Origin of the sequence: Bradyrhizobium sp. B097 (assembly GCF_038957035.1) — a bacterium.
Lineage (GTDB): Bacteria > Pseudomonadota > Alphaproteobacteria > Rhizobiales > Xanthobacteraceae > Bradyrhizobium.
Window position 1 is genome coordinate 9,201,929 of sequence record NZ_CP152412.1, and the last position, 15,792, is coordinate 9,217,720.

Genomic DNA, 15,792 nt, shown 5'->3' on the forward strand with positions numbered 1-15,792 from the left:
TTCAGGCGCCCACGAGATAGAGGGGGCGCCGCATTCACTATAAATTGACCCCGGCAGCAAGCCGCCGGCGATCTCCGCGCAGATCAGGAAGCGGCGGCGCCCAACCTGCGCAGCACGTCCTTCACGAAGCCAAGCGGCACCGGCGACAGCGGACCCTGCGGCGCGCGCGTGATCAGGGCGACCACGAACAGCGCCAGGATCGCGATCCAGAAGCACAGCCAGAAGCCGTCAATGTAGGCGAGCGTGTTGGCCTCGCGCTGCACCAGCGCCGCCAGCGTGCCGATGGCACGTCCCGCCGCCGTGCCGATGCCGTGGCCGGAAAATTCACCGGCCAACCGCTTCAGCAGGTTCACGACGTCGACATCGCCGCTCTGGACGTGCTGGCCGAGATAGTTCGAATGGATCTGCTCGCGAACGCGCAGCCAGGTGCCCATCAGGGCGATGCCGATCTCGGCGCCGCCGAGCCGCATGATCTGGATATAGGCCGCGAACGCCGTCGCCCGTGACGGATCGGAATTGGACAGCGCCATGATGATGATCGGCAGCAGCGTGAACGCCTGCCCGACCGACGTGAGCAGGACGATGCCGACGAAGTCCTCGCGTGCCCAGACATGGCTCAGCTGCGTGCCCCAGAGATTGGCGGCTGCGAATGCCGAGAATCCGAGCACCACGACGATGCGCGGATCGAGGTGACGCAACAGGACAATCGAGATCGGCACCAGCACGAACATCGGCAGCGCGCCGTAGGTGAACAGCAGCACGCCCGACTGCTCCGGCCGCAGCGCGCCGATGGTGCCGAGGAAATTCGGCACCAGCGACGAGTTCGACAGGCTGGTCAGCGTGTACAGCAGGATGACGATCAGCGAGAGCCCGATATTGCGCGAGAACAGCACGTTGAAATGCGCCCACGGCCGGCGCGCGACCGTCTCGTTGATCATGAAGGCGATGATCAAAAGCCCGCCGCCAATCAAGAGCGCCATCACGGTGCCCGACGACAACCAGTCAAGCCGGTTGCCCTGATCGAGGCCGGCATAGACCATCGCCAAGCCGGCGCCGAGCAGCAGCATGCCGCCCCAATCGGCATGGTGCAGCAGGTCGCGATTGACCGGCTCGTTCGGCGTGCCGAGATAGACCATCAATCCCATTAGCGGCGCGACCACGACGCCCTGCCAATACAGCCACTGCCAGCCGAGGTGCTCGACATAGAATCCGACCAGTGAGCTCGACGAATCCAGCGCGAAGCCGACGCGGATCGAATACATCGCGATCGCGGGCAGCCACCAGCGGATCGGCAGGTTGCGCAGGATGATCATCAGCGTCGCCGGCACGAAGGTGCCGAGCAGCATGCCGTGGGCGATGCTGAGCACGACGATCAGCGTCGTGTAGTCGTGCACGAACGGGATGGTCAGCGAGACCACGGCATAGACCAGGCTCGGAATGCCGAGCACGCGGCGCAAGCCGAACGCGGTGGCGAGCCAGGCCACCGCGGGCGCGATGAAGATCTGCGAGCCGATCGCCGCGGTCGAGAGCCAGGCGCCCTCGTCGAAAGTGAGCGAGAACGCGCCCCGCAGGTCGGGCAGGCCGACCGAGGTCAGGCGGCTGTCGAAATTCGCCAGGAACGCGCCGAGCAGCACGGCGACGACGGCAAACACCGGATAGCGTGCGACATCGCCGCGCGAGACCGGACCGCTGTTGCGGTCGTCATTTTCCGCCATTGGCGACCGCCTCGCCGGTATTGATCCGCGTGACCACCGACATGCCCGGCAGCAGGCGCTCGAGCAACGGCTGGCCCTCGTCGAATTGGATACGCACCGGGATGCGCTGCACCACCTTGGTGAAATTGCCGGTGGCGTTATCGGGCGGCAGCAGCGCGAATTGCGATCCGCTCGCCGGCGCGATGCGCTCGACGACGCCGCGCAGCGTCTGGCCGGAGAACGTATCGACGGTGACCGCGACCGGCTGGCCCGGCTTGACGTTGGTCAACTGGGTTTCCTTGTAGTTGGCGATCACATAGACGTTCGGCAGCGGTACAACATTGATCAGATTGGCGCCGATGTTGACGTAGTCGCCCGGCTGCACCTGGCGCTCGCCGGTGACGCCGTCGAACGGCGCGACGATCCTGGTGTATCCAAGCTTGAGCTTGGCCGATGCCAGCAGCGCCTTGGCGGCGTCGAGATCGGCGGCGCGTTGCTTCTTGGTGCCCTGCAGGACCTCGAGCTGATGGCGCTGCGCAGCGATCACCGCACGGCTGGCCTGCACGTCGGCCTCCGACTTGGCATAGGATGCGGTGGCTTGCTCGAGCCGCTGCCGCGTGCCGGCGTCGGTTTGCGACAGCGATTGCTGACGCTCTTGCTCCTGGCGCGCCAGGGTCTGCTGGGCCTCTGCTGATAGCCGCGAGGCCTCGGCCTGCGCGATGGTCGCATATTGCAGCTCGACCTGATTGTTGAGGTTATCGAGCGCGGCCTGCGCGCCGACCACACCGGCCTCGGCCTGCGCGACCTGCGCCTGATAGTCGGCAGGATCGATCTGCACCAGGAGATCGCCGGCCTTGACGCGCTGGAAATCGGAGACGGCGACGGTGAGCACTTCGCCGGACACGCGGCTCGAGAGCTGGGTCAACTCGGCGCGCACATAGGCATCATTGGTGGTCTGGATCGTGGCGCTGCCGACCCAGGCGTCCCAATGCGTGGTCGCCACCGCGACGAATGCGAGCGCAGCCAGCACCGCAAACAACGGGATGGCGAAACGGCTCCAGAAGCCGCTCGCCGCAGGCTGCGGCTTGGCTGGCGCGGCCGCCGGGGCAGGCGCGGTCTGGCTGGCGGGTAGCCGACTGTCTTGAACCTGCTCTGTCACACCACACTCCCGTCAGTCACACCCGGAACGCCGGACAATTTGCCAACACATGATGATGATCATGCCTTAGACGGTCTTCTCCGGCCACCGGCAAAGATCATTGATCAAACATACGTCGCAACGCGGACCGCGGGCGAGGCAGGTATAGCGGCCATGCAGGATCAGCCAGTGATGGGCGTGCAGCATGAACTCGGTCGGGATCACCTTCTCCAATCCCAGCTCGACCTCGAGCGGCGTCTTGCCGGGCGCGAGACCGGTGCGGTTGCCGACCCGGAACACATGGGTGTCGACCGCCATCGTATGTTCGCCGAACGCCATGTTGAGCACGACATTCGCGGTCTTGCGGCCAGCGCCAGGCAATGATTCGATTTCGGCGCGGGTGCGCGGCACCTCACCGCCGAATTCGGCGATCAGCTTCTCCGACAGCGCGATGACGTTCCTGGCTTTGTTGCGATAGAGCCCGATGGTCTTGATGTAGTCGCGCACTCGGTCTTCGCCGAGCTCGAGCATCTTCTCCGGCGTGTCGGCGATCGCAAACAGCGCCCGCGTCGCCTTGTTGACGCCGGCATCGGTTGCCTGCGCCGACAACACCACCGCAACCAGCAGCGTGTAGGGGTTGAGATGCTCGAGTTCGCCCTTCGGCTCGGGATTGGCTTTGCGGAACCGGTCGAAGGCCTCGTAGACCTCCGCCGCCGTCCATGGTTTTGGCTTTGCGGTTTTCTTGGCAACCTTCTTGGCGGCCTTGGTCGCCGGCTTCTTTGCCGCGCGTTTGGGCAGCGGCTTTGCCGCTTTGGCGGCTTTCTTCTTCGGCGCGGACCGAACGCTTGAGGTGCTGGCGCGTTGAGAGCGGATGATTTTGGCCATGAACGGGATATACTGATACGTCATGACCGCAGGCAACGACTTTGATCCGGGCGAAGACCCCAGGGCCGATGACCTCGACGTCGATGCGCCCGAGGCGGAGCCGAAACTGTTCTCGGCGCTGCTGACGCCGCACCGCTCGCTGAATCGCACCGGCTTTATCGTGCTGATGTCGTTCGTCACCGTGGTCAGCTTCATCGCCGGCGCGGTGTTCTGGTGGCTCGGCGCCTGGCCGATCTTCGGCTTCTTCGGCCTCGACGTGCTGGTGATCTACTGGGCGTTCAAGGTCAATTTCCGCACCGCCAAGGCGAGCGAGGAGATCACCGTGACGCCGTCGGAACTGCGGGTGCGCCGCATCAGTCACCGCGGCCATGTGGCCGAATGGGTGCTCAACCCGCTCTGGGTGCGGTTCGAGCAGATCTCGCACGAGGAGTTCGGCATCGAGCGGCTTTACCTGGTGTCCCGGGGCCGCCGGGTCAGCGTCGGCAGCTTCCTGAGCCCGGACGAAAAGGCCAGCTTTTCCAAAGCGTTGACTGCTGCGTTGAATACCGCGAAACGCGGCCTGACCTACAATCCCATCCGCTAGGCCAGCTTGTCGGAAATCGGGTGGTTTGGACGCGCCATGGCTCCTAAATCAGACACCATGATGACACTCGCCATACATGACCAGCGCCTGGCCAAGCCGGGCTTCCACCAGAGCGCCGCGCTGCGCGACTATGACTCGGTCCGGCGCGCCATCGCGTTCATTTCGGAGCACTGGCGCGCGCAGCCGACCATCGAAGCGATGGCCGATGCCGCCGCCGTGACGCCGGATGAACTGCACCATCTGTTCCGCCGCTGGGCCGGGTTGACGCCGAAGGCCTTCATGCAGGCGCTGACCCTCGACCACGCCAAGAACCTGCTGCGCGATTCCGCCAGCGTGCTCGACGCGGCACTCGACTCGGGTCTTTCAGGCCCGGGACGGCTGCACGATCTGTTCGTCACGCATGAGGCGATGTCTCCAGGCGAATGGAAGACCGGCGGCGGCGGCATGACGCTGCGCTTCGGCTTCCACCCCTCGCCGTTCGGCACAGCGATCGTGATCGCAACTGACCGCGGGCTCGCGGGGCTTGCCTTCGCCGACCCCGGCGACGAGCAGACCGCGTTTGCCGACATGAAGCGGCGCTGGCCGAACGCGACCTTTGTCGAGGACACTGACGGCACCACCGCACTGGCGCAACGCGTGTTCGATACGCGGTTGTGGCGCGCGGACCAGCCGCTGCGCGTCGTCTTGATCGGCACCGACTTCGAGGTGCGGGTGTGGGAAACGCTGCTCAAGGTCCCGATGGGCCGCGCGGTGAGCTATTCCGACATCGCCAGCAATATCAACAATCCGAAGGCCTCGCGCGCCGTCGGCGCCGCGGTCGGCCGCAATCCGGTGTCGTTCGTGGTGCCTTGCCATCGCGCACTCGGCAAGAGCGGCGCGCTGACCGGCTACCACTGGGGCATCACCCGCAAGCAGGCGATGCTGGGCTGGGAAGCTGGCCAGGTGGGATTGCACTAGCGCGAACGCGCTCTCACCGTCACCCTGAGGAGCGCGAAGCGCGTCTCGAAGGGTCGACGGCCCGGCTGGTGGCCGCGCATCCTTCGAGGCTCGCTCCGCTCCCACCTCAGGATGACGGATCACTGGACTTGATCGCCTACCCCGCGAGATCGACCTTCGATGCAACGGTGGAATCGGCGTTGAGCCGGTAGACCACCGGCGCGCCGGTCGCGAGTTCGCGCTTGAGGATCTGCTCCGGCGAAAGCTTCTCCAGCACCATGATCAGCGCGCGCAGCGAATTGCCGTGGGCGGCGATCAGCGTGCGCTGGCCGCGCAGCACGCCGGGCAGGATCTCCTGCACGTAATAGGGCAGTGTGCGCGCCAGCGTATCTTTCAGGCTCTCGCCGCCGGGCGGCGGCACGTCGTAGGACCGGCGCCAGACCAGGACCTGGTCCTCGCCCCACTTCTTGCGGGCGTCGTCCTTGTTGAGGCCCGAGAGATCGCCGTAGTCCCGCTCATTGAGCGCCAGATTCTTCGTGGTCGGCAACCCGGTCTGGCCGATCTGCTCCAGCATCAGCTTCAGCGTGTGCTGCGCGCGCGTCAGATCGGAGGTGAAGGCAACGTCGAACGACAGGCCCTGCGCCTTCAGCTTGCGGCCGGCGTCCTTGGCTTCAGCGATGCCCTGCTCGGTGAGATCGGGATCCTTCCACCCGGTGAACAGGTTCTTCAGATTCCATTCGCTCTGACCATGACGAACGAGCACAAGAAGACGATCACTCATTTCAGATTCCGTTTTCGCTTGGCTGGATTTTATTTCGTCGGGCGATCTCAGTCGCTCAACCCGAGAACGTCGGTCATCGAATACATGCCGGGCTTCTTGCCATGCGCCCACAGCGCCGCCTTCAGCGCGCCCTGCGCGAACAGCGCGCGGTCCTCGGCATGATGCGAGAGCGTGATGCGCTCCGAAGGACCGGCAAAGATCACGCTGTGATCGCCGGCCGCGGTGCCGCCGCGCAACGAGGCAAAGCCGATATCGCCGGCACGGCGCGCCCCGGTGAGGCCATCGCGGCCGCGCGCCGAATGCTGCTCCAGCGCGATCTGGCGTCCTGCAGCGGCAGCTTCGCCGAGCATCAAGGCGGTGCCCGACGGCGCGTCGATCTTGGACTTGTGGTGCATCTCGAGAATTTCGATGTCAAAGCTCTGGTCGAGCGACTGCGCGACGCGCTTGACCAGCGCGGCAAGCAGATTGACGCCGAGGCTCATATTGCCCGATTTCACCACGATGGCGCGGTCGGTGACGCTGCGGATCACCGCGTCGTCGGACTGCGACAGGCCGGTGGTGCCGATGACGTGAACAAGGCCGCGCTCGGCCGCGATCGCGACATTGGCGATGGTCGCGGCCGGCACGGTGAAATCCAGGATGCCGTCGGCAGCCGCGGACATCGACCACAGATCGGCCGACAGCTTGACGTCGTTGGCGGGAAGGCCGGCGAGCACACCGGCGTCCTTGCCGAGCAGTTCCGAGCCCGGCGCTTCCAGCGCGCCGACCAGCACCGCCCCCGGGGTTTCGGAAATCACCCGCGTCAGCGTGCGGCCCATCCGGCCGCCGGCTCCCGCAACAATCAGACGCATGTCAGCCATGGCTCACCTCTCACCGCCGTATAAAGCATGATCCGGCAAAGTGGAAACCGGTTTTCCGGCGCGGGATCATGCTTAAACGGCGGTCGTCGGCGACTGTTCCGGGCAACCGAACCGGCGGCCCGGTGTCCAGGCCTACGGGCTGTCGTGCCCCTCGATGATAATGAGGTCGGCGATCGAGTGCGGCTGCCGCACCTTGATATTGGCCTGGTATTCCGGCGATTGGTAGCAAGCGAGCGCGGTCGCGTAATCGGGGAATTCGATCACGACGTTGCGCGAGCGGCTCTGGCCCTCCACGCCGGTGAACTTGCCACCGCGCACGATGAACTTGCCGCCGAACTTCTGGAAGATCGCCGGGTTGGCCGCCATGTAGGGCTTGTAGCCCTCCTCATTGTGAACGTCGACGCGTCCGATCCAGTATCCCTTCGCCATATCTGTTCTCCCTTGTTGTTGGCTCAGGCGAGTGCCTGGGCGATCTCGGTGTGAATGGCTTCGGCTGCGGCCTTCGGATCGGCGGCTTCCATCACCGGACGTCCGACCACCAGATAGTCGGCGCCGGCGGCAATGGCGCGGGCTGGCGTCATGATGCGCTTCTGGTCGCCGGTCGCCGAACCCGCGGGGCGGATGCCCGGCGTCACCAGGTTCATCTGATCACCCACGATCTTGCGCAAGGCGGCAGCTTCCTCGGGTGAGCTGACGAGGCCGTCGACACCGAGCGCCTGCGCCTGCCTGGCGCGCGCTTCGACGAGATCGGAGACGTTGAGGCGATAGCCCGCTGCGTGCAGGTCGCTGTCGTCGTAGGAGGTCAGCACCGTCACCGCGAGGATCTTCAGGCCCGAACCCGCGCGCGCCTCGACCGCCGCCTTCATGGTCTGCGGGTAGGCATGCACGGTGAGAAAGGTCGCGCCGAGCGCGGCGACGCTTTCGACCCCGCGCGCCACCGTGTTGCCGATGTCGTGCAGCTTGAGATCGAGAAAGACCTTCTTGCCGCTGCCCGCAAGCTGCTTCGCCAGCGCGAGGCCGCCGGCGTAACCGAGCTGATAGCCGATCTTGTAGAAGGTGACGCTGTCGCCGAGCCTGTCGATCATCGTCTCGGCGCTGGCGACCGACGGCAAATCGAGCGCCACAATCAACCGGTCTCTTGGAGCGATCCTTGGAGCGATCTTGGCTGGCTGCATGTCACCTCACATCATGCGTTGGGAATGGTCGATCAGCTGCCGCACCAGCGCCCGCATCGTGTCGACGTCGGCCTGGTGCTTCAGACGATCCATGTCGTCATAGGCCTGCTCGGCAAATGACAGCGCGAGCTGGTTCGGGATCACGGCGGCATGGCACGCCGTCAGGATCAGGCGCAGCGCCGCCAGCGCGCGCGTTCCGCCGAGCCGGTTGCCGGATGCCGCAGCTAGCGCGAAGGCGCGGCCGTGGAACACTTGGCCACGGGTCTCGTGCGGGTCCTGCACGCGGCTCACCCAGTCGATCGTGTTCTTCACCAGCGCCGGCACCGAGGAATTATATTCCGGCGTCACGATCAGCACGCCATGATGGGCGCCGATCATCCGCTTCAGATTGACCGCGTGCTGCGGCACGCCCGATTTGGCCTGCAAATCGCCGTCATAGATCGGCAGCGGAAAATCGCCGAGCGAGATGCGGGTGACGTCGGCCCCCGACTGCGCGAGCTCCTGCGCCAGCACGGCGGCGAGCTTCGCGTTGAGCGAGCCTGATCGCAGCGATCCGGGGATCACGAGGATTTTCAGCGCGGACATTTGGCAATCGCGTTTGGGTCGTCGACCCGGCGCGACGACGCAGGGCGATGATCAGCCCTTGCGATACACCCAGACCCGCGCGGGCGGAAGGTTCATCCAGATCCGCTCGGACGCCTCTGTGGACACGCCGGGCAGCGACTTCGGAATCGGTGGCGCCACCGAATAGGTGAACTGGACGAACGGCGCACCGGGCGCGAGGGCCAGGAAGGCGTCGCGGACCAGCTTCAGGCGGGTCAGCATCGGCTTGGTGACCAGAGGCAGGCCTGAAACCACGGCCGAGGCCGGAGACTTCATGACGTCCCACAGCGTATCGCGAAGCCTGTAGGCGTCGCCCTGGACCACCTTGGCCTGCGGATAGCGTTCGCGCAGCAGCGCACAGAAGCCGGGATTGTACTCAACCAGGACGAGACGCTTTTGATCGACGCCATGCTCGATCAGCGCATTGGTGATCGCACCGGTGCCGGGTCCGAGCTCGACAACCGGTCCTTCGGACTCGGGATCGACATATTGCGCCATGGTGCGTGCGAGCAGCCGCCCGGACGGCATCACCGCGCCCATATGCAGCGGCTTCTCGATCCATGAACGGAGAAATCGAACCTCGTCGTCGAGACGGAGGGGCTTCTTCGACGCACGCACGGACGATTGCAGAGGCATGTCGCTACCAGGCGGGACCGCGCACAATCGAGCGGTTGTCAGAAAACAGTCATAAACACGTATAGATCGAAGTCGTTACGGTCAAGCATAACGACTGCGGCTAGACGGTGCGGCTTCCGAAGAAGTCCTTGACCTTAGAGAAGAAACCCGCTGCCTCCGGTTGCGTTGCGCCGGACGACAGTTTTTCGAACTCCATCAGCAATTCTTGCTGTTTCTTGGTCAGATTCTGCGGCGTTTCGACCACAACCTGGACATACATGTCGCCGGTCTGGCGCGAGCGGAGCACCGGCATACCCTTTGATGCGATGCGGAATCGGCGGCTGGACTGGGTCCCGGCCGGCACCTTCACCTTGGTCTTGCCCTTGTCGATGGTCGGCACCTCGAACTCACCGCCGAGGGCTGCGGTCACCATCGAGATCGGCACGCGGCAGTGCAGGTCAGCGCCATCGCGCTGGAAGAACTGGTGCGTGGTCAGCGACAGGAAGATGTAGAGGTCGCCGGGCGGTCCGCCGCGGACACCGGCCTCGCCTTCGCCGGCGAGACGAATGCGGGTGCCGTCCTCGACGCCCGGGGGAATGTTGACCGACAGCGTGCGCTCGCGCGTCACCCGGCCGGACCCGGCGCAGGAGGTGCAGGCGTCCTCGATCATCTGGCCGCGGCCCTGACAGCCGGGGCAGGTCCGCTCCAGCGTGAAGAAGCCCTGGGCCTGCCGGATACGGCCGGCGCCGCCGCAATGCGAGCAGGTCTTCGGCTTGGTGCCGGCCTTGGCGCCAGTGCCGGAGCAGGATTCGCAGGTCACCGAAACCGGGATCTCGATCTGCGCGGTCTTACCCTGGAAGGCCTCCTCGAGCGTGATCTCCATGTTGTAGCGCAGGTCGGCACCGCGTTCGCGGCCGCCGCCGCCGCGGCGCTGCCCGGCCATGCCGAACAGGTCCTCGAAGATGTCGGAGAAGGATGAGGCGAAGCCGGCGCCGAAGCCGGGACCGCCACCGCCCATGCCCTGCTCGAAAGCGGCATGGCCGAAGCGGTCATAGGCGGCGCGCTTGTCGCCGTCCTTCAGCACCTCATAGGCTTCGTTGATTTCCTTGAACCGGACCTCGCTGGTGGCGTCGCCCGGATTCTTGTCCGGATGCCATTTCATCGCGAGTTTGCGGAAAGCCGATTTCAGCTTGGTCTCGTCCGCGTTCCGCTCGACCTCGAGGGTCTCATAATAGCAGCGCTTGGTGGACATCCTTCAATTCCGTCCGAAGTTCGTCGCGATCGCCAAAGATTTCGCCAAGGATTGCGCAAGGGATTGCGTCAAGGATTGCGCCTGTCTGGAAGATGCAGCGATCGCCTTAAAGAAAAATGACCCCCACTCCTCCGAGACGCGTCGCGTGCTCTTTGGTGTGAGGGCCATGATCGCAAGCCCGCTTAAGCAGACTTCTTGTTGTTCTTGTCGTCGTCGACCTCGGTGAACTCCGCGTCGACAACGTCATCCTTTGCAGCGTCCTTGGCCGCATCGGCCTCGGCCTGCTGCTTGTACATGGCCTCGCCGAGCTTCATCGAAGCCTGCGCCAGCGTGTTGGTCTTGGCCTTGATCGCCTCGGCGTCGTCGCCCTTCAGCGCTTCCTTGAGGTCGCTGACGGCGTCTTCGATGGCGCGACGATCCGTCTCCGGAATCTTCGAGCCGTGCTCGGCCAAAGCCTTCTCGGTCGAATGAACCAGGCCGTCGGCATGGTTCTTGGCGTCGACCGCCTCGCGGCGCTTCTTGTCCTCGGCCGCATTGGCCTCGGCGTCCTTGACCATCTTGTCGATGTCGGCCTCGGACAGACCGCCGGATGCCTGGATCCGGATCTGCTGTTCCTTGCCGGTCGCCTTGTCCTTGGCCGAGACGTTGACGATGCCGTTGGCGTCGATGTCGAACGTCACCTCGATCTGCGGCATGCCGCGCGGAGCCGGCGGAATGCCCATCAGGTCGAACTGGCCGAGCATCTTGTTGTCGGCCGCCATTTCACGCTCGCCCTGGAAGACGCGGATGGTGACGGCGCCCTGATTGTCTTCGGCCGTCGAGAACACCTGGCTCTTCTTGGTCGGGATCGTGGTGTTGCGGTCGATGATGCGGGTGAACACGCCACCCAGCGTCTCGATGCCCAGCGACAGCGGGGTCACGTCGAGCAGCAGCACGTCCTTGACGTCGCCCTGCAGCACGCCGGCCTGGATCGCAGCACCGATCGCGACGACTTCGTCGGGATTGACGCCCTTGTGCGGCTCCTTGCCGAAGAACTGCTTCACCACTTCCTGGATCTTCGGCATGCGGGTCATGCCGCCGACCAGCACCACTTCGCCGATCTCGCCGGCGGTCAGGCCGGCATCCTTCAGCGCCTTGCGGCACGGCTCGATGGTCTTCTCGACGAGGTCGGCCACCAGCGCCTCGAACTTGGCGCGGGTCAGCTTCATGGTCAGATGCTTCGGACCGGTCTGGTCGGCCGTGATGAACGGCAGATTGATTTCGGTCTGCGTGGTCGACGACAGCTCGATCTTGGCCTTCTCGGCGGCTTCCTTCAGGCGCTGCAAAGCGAGCTTGTCGTTGCGCAGGTTGATGCCCTGCTCCTTCTGGAACTCGTCGGCGAGGTAGCCGACCAGGCGCATGTCGAAGTCTTCACCACCGAGGAAGGTGTCGCCGTTGGTCGACTTCACCTCGAACACGCCGTCGCCGATCTCGAGGATCGAGACGTCGAAGGTGCCGCCGCCGAGGTCGTACACGGCGATCGTGCCGGCCTTCGTCTTGTCGAGACCGTAGGCGAGCGCGGCAGCCGTCGGCTCGTTGATGATGCGCAGCACTTCGAGGCCGGCGATCTTGCCGGCATCCTTGGTGGCCTGACGCTGCGCGTCGTTGAAATAGGCAGGAACCGTGATGACGGCCTGATCGACCTTCTGGCCGAGATGCGCCTCAGCGGTCTCCTTCATCTTCTGCAGAATGAAGGCCGAGACCTGCGAGGGCGAATAGGTCTTGCCGTCGGCTTCGACCCAGGCATCGCCGTTCGATGCTTTGACGATTTTGTAGGGAACGAGCTTCTTGTCCTTCTCGACCATCGGGTCGTCATAGCGGCGGCCAATGAGGCGCTTCACCGCAAAGAACGTACGCTCGGGATTGGTCACCGCCTGGCGCTTCGCCGGCTGTCCGACGAGGCGCTCGCCATCGTCAGTGAAAGCAACGATCGACGGCGTCGTTCGCATGCCCTCGGCATTCTCGATCACCTTGGCGTTCTTGCCATCCATCACGGCGACGCACGAATTCGTGGTGCCGAGGTCGATCCCAATGACCTTACCCATGGTTTTGATATCCTCTTTGCTACGGCAGGTTGGTTGGGCCCTGACGGCGCTCCGTACCGAACCCCCAGACGTTCACATACTCGCGATATTGCGACGGTGAGCCTGATATAGGAGAGAGGGTCCTGCCCGCAAGGACTGGACGCAACGTTGAGGCCTGAAAAGACTGACGTTTGAAAGATTGTGTCAGCCCGGCCGCGGCCCCGGTTCAAGCCCAGACCAAGTTAACAAATCGGCAAGAATGCCGCCCGCCGTCGACCGCGACATTCGCGGCGCGACGTCAGCGCTGTTGAGTGAACGCTCACAAACGTCGTATGCGAGAGCGGCGCACGGGTCGAGGGCGCGCTGTTTGGCCGCTGGCGGCCGCAGGTGGTCGTCCCTGGAAACCTCGGGAAACTGGAAAGTGCCCGCCAATCAAGGCGAAAAGCCCATGGAATCGAGCCGGCTGGCCTGGAGCGGAGATTTGGCGGCCTGTTGCAGGGCCATCAAAACCGCTAAAAGCGGTCCGACTGAAGAGGCCATCCAGCCCTGCACCGGCCCCGTTGCGCGGCCACCCAAAGCAAAACCGGTAGATCCCCCATGACGCCTTTTCGAGTTCTCGTTGCGGTTGCCTTGCTGATTGCTGCCACCTGCCGTGGCTTTGCCGCCGACGTGGTGTTTCCGCCGGGCGCGCATGTCGGGATGAAACCGCTGGTGGGCCTCGTCCGCGCCAAATCGTTCATCGGCTTCGAGACCGAGGATCGGGGCGTCAAGGTCCTGATCGCCGACCTGCCCGCGGACGCCTACAACGAGGTCGTGACCGCCTTCAAGGCCAACCCGGCCGGCACCGGAAACATCAAGCCCGAGAGCCTCGAGACGCCGGCCGGCCTCGCCTACTACACCGTGGAGAGCGCGCGTGACGGCGCCAGCAATGTGCGGCGCTATTCCATGATCCTGCCGGGGCCGACCTTCTCCGGCTATGTCGCGGTGCAGGTGCCGGAGAACGCGGGCAAGATCTACACCGACGACGCCGTCCGGCAGATGTTCGCCTCCGCCGAAATCCGCAAGGAGGTGCCGGTCGACGAGCAGCTCGCCATGATGCCGTTCAAGGTCACCGAGCTCAGCGGTTTCAAGAATATCCGCATGCTGGCGCCGGGCGCAGCGCTGCTGATGGCCGACGGTGACGACAAGGGCCTGGAGGCCAAGCCCTTCATGCTGCTCGGCGTCATCGCTTCGGCACCGGCCACGCCCGATGATCGCGGCCGCTTTGCCCAGCAGATCGCGACCACGATCCCCGGCGTGCGCGACGGCCGGATCACCATGTCCGAGCCGATCCGGATCGACGGCCAGCCCGGCTTCGAGACGCGGATCGACGCGGTCAGCGGCAAGGACAACACCCCGGTGACCATCGTGCAGTGGCTGCGGTTCGGCGCGCAGACATCGCTGCGGATCATCGGCAGCTCGCCGCGCACCGATTGGGAGACCGCCTTCCCGCGCTTCCGCGCAGTCCGCGACGGCATCCAGCCGCGCGGCTGATCGGCCCTTCGCAAGGCCGGTTGGAAAAATCCCACTTTCGTCGTTCGTCGAACGGAACTAGCCTCCACGCGCGGTATCAAAGCGAGGAGGGGCGCGATGTTGGATCGACGACAGATAGTTGCGGGCCTCGGCACGTTGGCGCTTGCAACCCTGGTTCCCAAAAGTCTCTGGGCGGCTGCGATCAAGCCCGACGAGGGCTCCGCGCTGCTCGTGATCGACGTCCAGAACTGCTTCCTGCCCGGCGGCAGTCTCGCGGTGAAGGACGGTGAGCAGGTGGTGCCTGTCATCAACAAGATCGCCAGGAGCTTTGCCAATGTGGTGATGACGCAGGACTGGCACACGCCCGGACACGTCTCGTTTGCCTCGGTCCATGCCGGCAAGAAGCCGTTCGAGACCATCGACCTCGCCTACGGCAAGCAGGTGCTGTGGCCCGACCACTGCGTGCAGGGTACCGACGGCGCCTCGCTGTCGAAGGATCTCGCGATCCCGCAGGCCGAGCTGATCATCCGCAAGGGTTTTCACAAGGACGTCGACAGCTACTCCGCCTTCACCGAAGCCGACGGCAAGACCACCACCGGGCTTGCCGCCTATCTGAAGGCGCGCAATGTCGAACGGGTTTTCGTGGCCGGGCTCGCCACAGATTTCTGCGTGGCATGGACCGCGCTCGATGCGCGCAAGGCCGGCTTCGAAACCTATGTCGTGGAGGACGCCTGCCGCGGCATCGACACCCAGGGATCGCTCGCCAAGGCCTGGGCCGACATGGACAAGGCCGGCGTCAAGCGGATCCAGTCGTCGGATATCGGGTAAGACACCGCCTCACGCGAGATTCGCATGGCCGAGTTTGCGCCGCCCGTCGCATTTGAATTCGTGCAGCGCGCACCATCGCTGCGCACCGCGGGACTGATCGCTGCGATGACCGGCTATCGCGAGACCGCGACCGGCCGGTTAGCGCAGCGGCAGACCGCGCCGCTCATTGTGCCGCTGATCATCAGCTTCGGCTCGCCATTCCTGATCGCGCTCGGGCGCGAGCCTGAAGCGAGCGATCGGCAGCAGAGCTTTGCTGCCGGTCTCTATGCGGGGCCGGTCTACATCGAGTCCGATGGCCACGCCGCCTGCGTGCAGGTGGATTTCACCCCGCTCGGTGCTTACAGCTTCTTCGGCGGCGCCGTGACCGAGCTTGCCGGACGCATGATCGAACTCGACGACGTGCTCGGCCATGATGGCCGTCATCTGCGCGAACAGCTCGGCGCTATGTCGTGCTGGCAGCGCCGCTTCGACCTGATCGAGGATTTCGTGCTTCGCCGCGCCGGCCACACGCCGTCTCCCGAAATCGCGTTCGCCTATCGAAGACTGGCGCGTTCGGCCGGCGCCATCAGCATCACGGCACTGGCCGGCGAGATTGGCTGGAGCCGCAAGCATCTGGTCGGCCGGTTTCGGTCCGAGCTCGGCCTCGCGCCCAAATCGCTGGCGCGCATGATGCGGTTTCATCGGGCGAGCCGGCTTGCGCAAAGCGGATCCAGGCTCGGCTGGGCGGGGATCGCGGCGGAAAGCGGCTACGCCGACCAGGCCCACCTCGCCCGCGAATTCGTCGAATTCGCTGGCGAACCGCCAACGGCCTGGGCGCGCCGCCAGGCGCTGACCAGTGGCCGGCTGGTTCGTTCCGAGGACTGGTAA

At 64.9% G+C, this 15,792-nt stretch carries 16 protein-coding genes; 5 read left to right on the forward strand and 11 right to left on the reverse strand.

Going from position 1 to position 15,792, the window contains the following annotated elements:
• Positions 1-83: 83 nt before the first annotated feature.
• The 3 genes from AAFG07_RS42345 to nth form a co-directional block, all read right to left on the reverse strand.
• Entirely contained in the window at positions 84-1,715 is a 1,632-nt protein-coding gene (locus AAFG07_RS42345) for an MFS transporter (RefSeq protein WP_342725431.1), read from the reverse strand.
• A complete protein-coding gene (locus tag AAFG07_RS42350; protein ID WP_342725432.1) occupies positions 1,702-2,853 on the reverse strand; it encodes an HlyD family secretion protein in 1,152 nt (383 codons plus the stop codon). Before AAFG07_RS42350 ends, AAFG07_RS42345 begins: the two co-directional genes overlap by 14 nt.
• Before the next feature lie 66 nt (positions 2,854-2,919).
• Positions 2,920-3,717 carry an endonuclease III gene (gene nth, locus AAFG07_RS42355; RefSeq protein ID WP_342725433.1) on the reverse strand — a complete coding sequence of 266 codons (798 nt, stop codon included), beginning with the start codon at positions 3,715-3,717 and terminating at the stop codon, positions 2,920-2,922.
• A 22-nt stretch (positions 3,718-3,739) separates the two neighbouring features.
• Here nth and AAFG07_RS42360 point away from each other — a divergent pair, with 22 nt between their 5' ends.
• Together AAFG07_RS42360 and AAFG07_RS42365 are read left to right on the forward strand one after the other, a co-directional pair.
• Complete coding sequence (locus tag AAFG07_RS42360; RefSeq protein ID WP_342725434.1) at positions 3,740-4,300, forward strand: DUF2244 domain-containing protein; 561 nt, start codon at positions 3,740-3,742, stop codon at positions 4,298-4,300.
• A 57-nt stretch (positions 4,301-4,357) separates the two neighbouring features.
• Positions 4,358-5,257 (forward strand): bifunctional helix-turn-helix domain-containing protein/methylated-DNA--[protein]-cysteine S-methyltransferase, encoded by a 900-nt coding sequence (locus AAFG07_RS42365; protein WP_342729403.1) that lies wholly within the window; start codon positions 4,358-4,360, stop codon positions 5,255-5,257.
• Between the two features lie 136 nt (positions 5,258-5,393).
• Here AAFG07_RS42365 and AAFG07_RS42370 read toward each other — a convergent pair whose 3' ends face one another.
• The 8 genes from AAFG07_RS42370 to dnaK all read right to left on the reverse strand — a co-directional run bounded on the left by AAFG07_RS42370 (position 5,394) and on the right by dnaK (position 12,606).
• On the reverse strand, positions 5,394-6,017 hold the full coding sequence (locus AAFG07_RS42370; RefSeq protein ID WP_342725435.1) for a 2,3-bisphosphoglycerate-dependent phosphoglycerate mutase: 624 nt from the start codon (positions 6,015-6,017) through the stop codon (positions 5,394-5,396).
• A gap of 47 nt (positions 6,018-6,064) precedes the next feature.
• Positions 6,065-6,877, reverse strand: coding sequence for a 4-hydroxy-tetrahydrodipicolinate reductase (dapB, locus tag AAFG07_RS42375; RefSeq protein WP_342725436.1), 813 nt, complete (start codon positions 6,875-6,877; stop codon positions 6,065-6,067).
• Positions 6,878-7,009: 132 nt separating this feature from the next.
• Positions 7,010-7,306, reverse strand: a complete 297-nt coding sequence (locus tag AAFG07_RS42380; protein WP_057020363.1) for a DUF1330 domain-containing protein — start codon at positions 7,304-7,306, stop codon at positions 7,010-7,012.
• Positions 7,307-7,329: 23 nt separating this feature from the next.
• Entirely contained in the window at positions 7,330-8,052 is a 723-nt protein-coding gene (gene pyrF, locus AAFG07_RS42385) for an orotidine-5'-phosphate decarboxylase (RefSeq protein ID WP_342725437.1), read from the reverse strand.
• A gap of 6 nt (positions 8,053-8,058) precedes the next feature.
• Positions 8,059-8,637, reverse strand: a complete 579-nt coding sequence (locus AAFG07_RS42390; RefSeq protein WP_342725438.1) for an NAD(P)H-dependent oxidoreductase — start codon at positions 8,635-8,637, stop codon at positions 8,059-8,061.
• A 51-nt stretch (positions 8,638-8,688) separates the two neighbouring features.
• Positions 8,689-9,291, reverse strand: coding sequence for an rRNA adenine N-6-methyltransferase family protein (locus AAFG07_RS42395; protein ID WP_097671376.1), 603 nt, complete (start codon positions 9,289-9,291; stop codon positions 8,689-8,691).
• A gap of 100 nt (positions 9,292-9,391) precedes the next feature.
• On the reverse strand, positions 9,392-10,522 hold the full coding sequence (dnaJ, locus tag AAFG07_RS42400; protein WP_298371208.1) for a molecular chaperone DnaJ: 1,131 nt from the start codon (positions 10,520-10,522) through the stop codon (positions 9,392-9,394).
• A 182-nt stretch (positions 10,523-10,704) separates the two neighbouring features.
• Positions 10,705-12,606 (reverse strand): molecular chaperone DnaK, encoded by a 1,902-nt coding sequence (gene dnaK / locus AAFG07_RS42405; protein WP_097671378.1) that lies wholly within the window; start codon positions 12,604-12,606, stop codon positions 10,705-10,707.
• A gap of 576 nt (positions 12,607-13,182) precedes the next feature.
• Between dnaK and AAFG07_RS42410 the strand changes: the two genes are divergently transcribed.
• The 3 genes from AAFG07_RS42410 to AAFG07_RS42420 all read left to right on the forward strand — a co-directional run bounded on the left by AAFG07_RS42410 (position 13,183) and on the right by AAFG07_RS42420 (position 15,792).
• Entirely contained in the window at positions 13,183-14,118 is a 936-nt protein-coding gene (locus AAFG07_RS42410; RefSeq protein WP_342725439.1) for a hypothetical protein, read from the forward strand.
• 96 nt (positions 14,119-14,214) lie between these two features.
• On the forward strand, positions 14,215-14,925 hold the full coding sequence (pncA, locus tag AAFG07_RS42415; RefSeq protein ID WP_342725440.1) for a bifunctional nicotinamidase/pyrazinamidase: 711 nt from the start codon (positions 14,215-14,217) through the stop codon (positions 14,923-14,925).
• A 24-nt stretch (positions 14,926-14,949) separates the two neighbouring features.
• Positions 14,950-15,792, forward strand: a complete 843-nt coding sequence (locus AAFG07_RS42420; protein ID WP_342725441.1) for a helix-turn-helix domain-containing protein — start codon at positions 14,950-14,952, stop codon at positions 15,790-15,792.

What these genes read in the sequence shown, in the direction of transcription:
- AAFG07_RS42420 (WP_342725441.1), top strand. Translation starts at nt 14,950, where the DNA reads ATGGCCGAGTTTGCGCCGCCCGTCGCATTTGAATTCGTGCAGCGCGCA.
- AAFG07_RS42345 (WP_342725431.1), bottom strand. Translation starts at nt 1,715, where the DNA reads ATGGCGGAAAATGACGACCGCAACAGCGGTCCGGTCTCGCGCGGCGAT.
- AAFG07_RS42395 (WP_097671376.1), bottom strand. Translation starts at nt 9,291, where the DNA reads ATGCCTCTGCAATCGTCCGTGCGTGCGTCGAAGAAGCCCCTCCGTCTC.
- AAFG07_RS42370 (WP_342725435.1), bottom strand. Translation starts at nt 6,017, where the DNA reads ATGAGTGATCGTCTTCTTGTGCTCGTTCGTCATGGTCAGAGCGAATGG.
- nth (WP_342725433.1), bottom strand. Translation starts at nt 3,717, where the DNA reads ATGGCCAAAATCATCCGCTCTCAACGCGCCAGCACCTCAAGCGTTCGG.
- pncA (WP_342725440.1), top strand. Translation starts at nt 14,215, where the DNA reads ATGTTGGATCGACGACAGATAGTTGCGGGCCTCGGCACGTTGGCGCTT.
- dnaJ (WP_298371208.1), bottom strand. Translation starts at nt 10,522, where the DNA reads ATGTCCACCAAGCGCTGCTATTATGAGACCCTCGAGGTCGAGCGGAAC.
- AAFG07_RS42360 (WP_342725434.1), top strand. Translation starts at nt 3,740, where the DNA reads ATGACCGCAGGCAACGACTTTGATCCGGGCGAAGACCCCAGGGCCGAT.
- dapB (WP_342725436.1), bottom strand. Translation starts at nt 6,877, where the DNA reads ATGGCTGACATGCGTCTGATTGTTGCGGGAGCCGGCGGCCGGATGGGC.
- AAFG07_RS42390 (WP_342725438.1), bottom strand. Translation starts at nt 8,637, where the DNA reads ATGTCCGCGCTGAAAATCCTCGTGATCCCCGGATCGCTGCGATCAGGC.
- AAFG07_RS42410 (WP_342725439.1), top strand. Translation starts at nt 13,183, where the DNA reads ATGACGCCTTTTCGAGTTCTCGTTGCGGTTGCCTTGCTGATTGCTGCC.
- dnaK (WP_097671378.1), bottom strand. Translation starts at nt 12,606, where the DNA reads ATGGGTAAGGTCATTGGGATCGACCTCGGCACCACGAATTCGTGCGTC.
- AAFG07_RS42365 (WP_342729403.1), top strand. Translation starts at nt 4,358, where the DNA reads ATGATGACACTCGCCATACATGACCAGCGCCTGGCCAAGCCGGGCTTC.
- AAFG07_RS42380 (WP_057020363.1), bottom strand. Translation starts at nt 7,306, where the DNA reads ATGGCGAAGGGATACTGGATCGGACGCGTCGACGTTCACAATGAGGAG.
- pyrF (WP_342725437.1), bottom strand. Translation starts at nt 8,052, where the DNA reads ATGCAGCCAGCCAAGATCGCTCCAAGGATCGCTCCAAGAGACCGGTTG.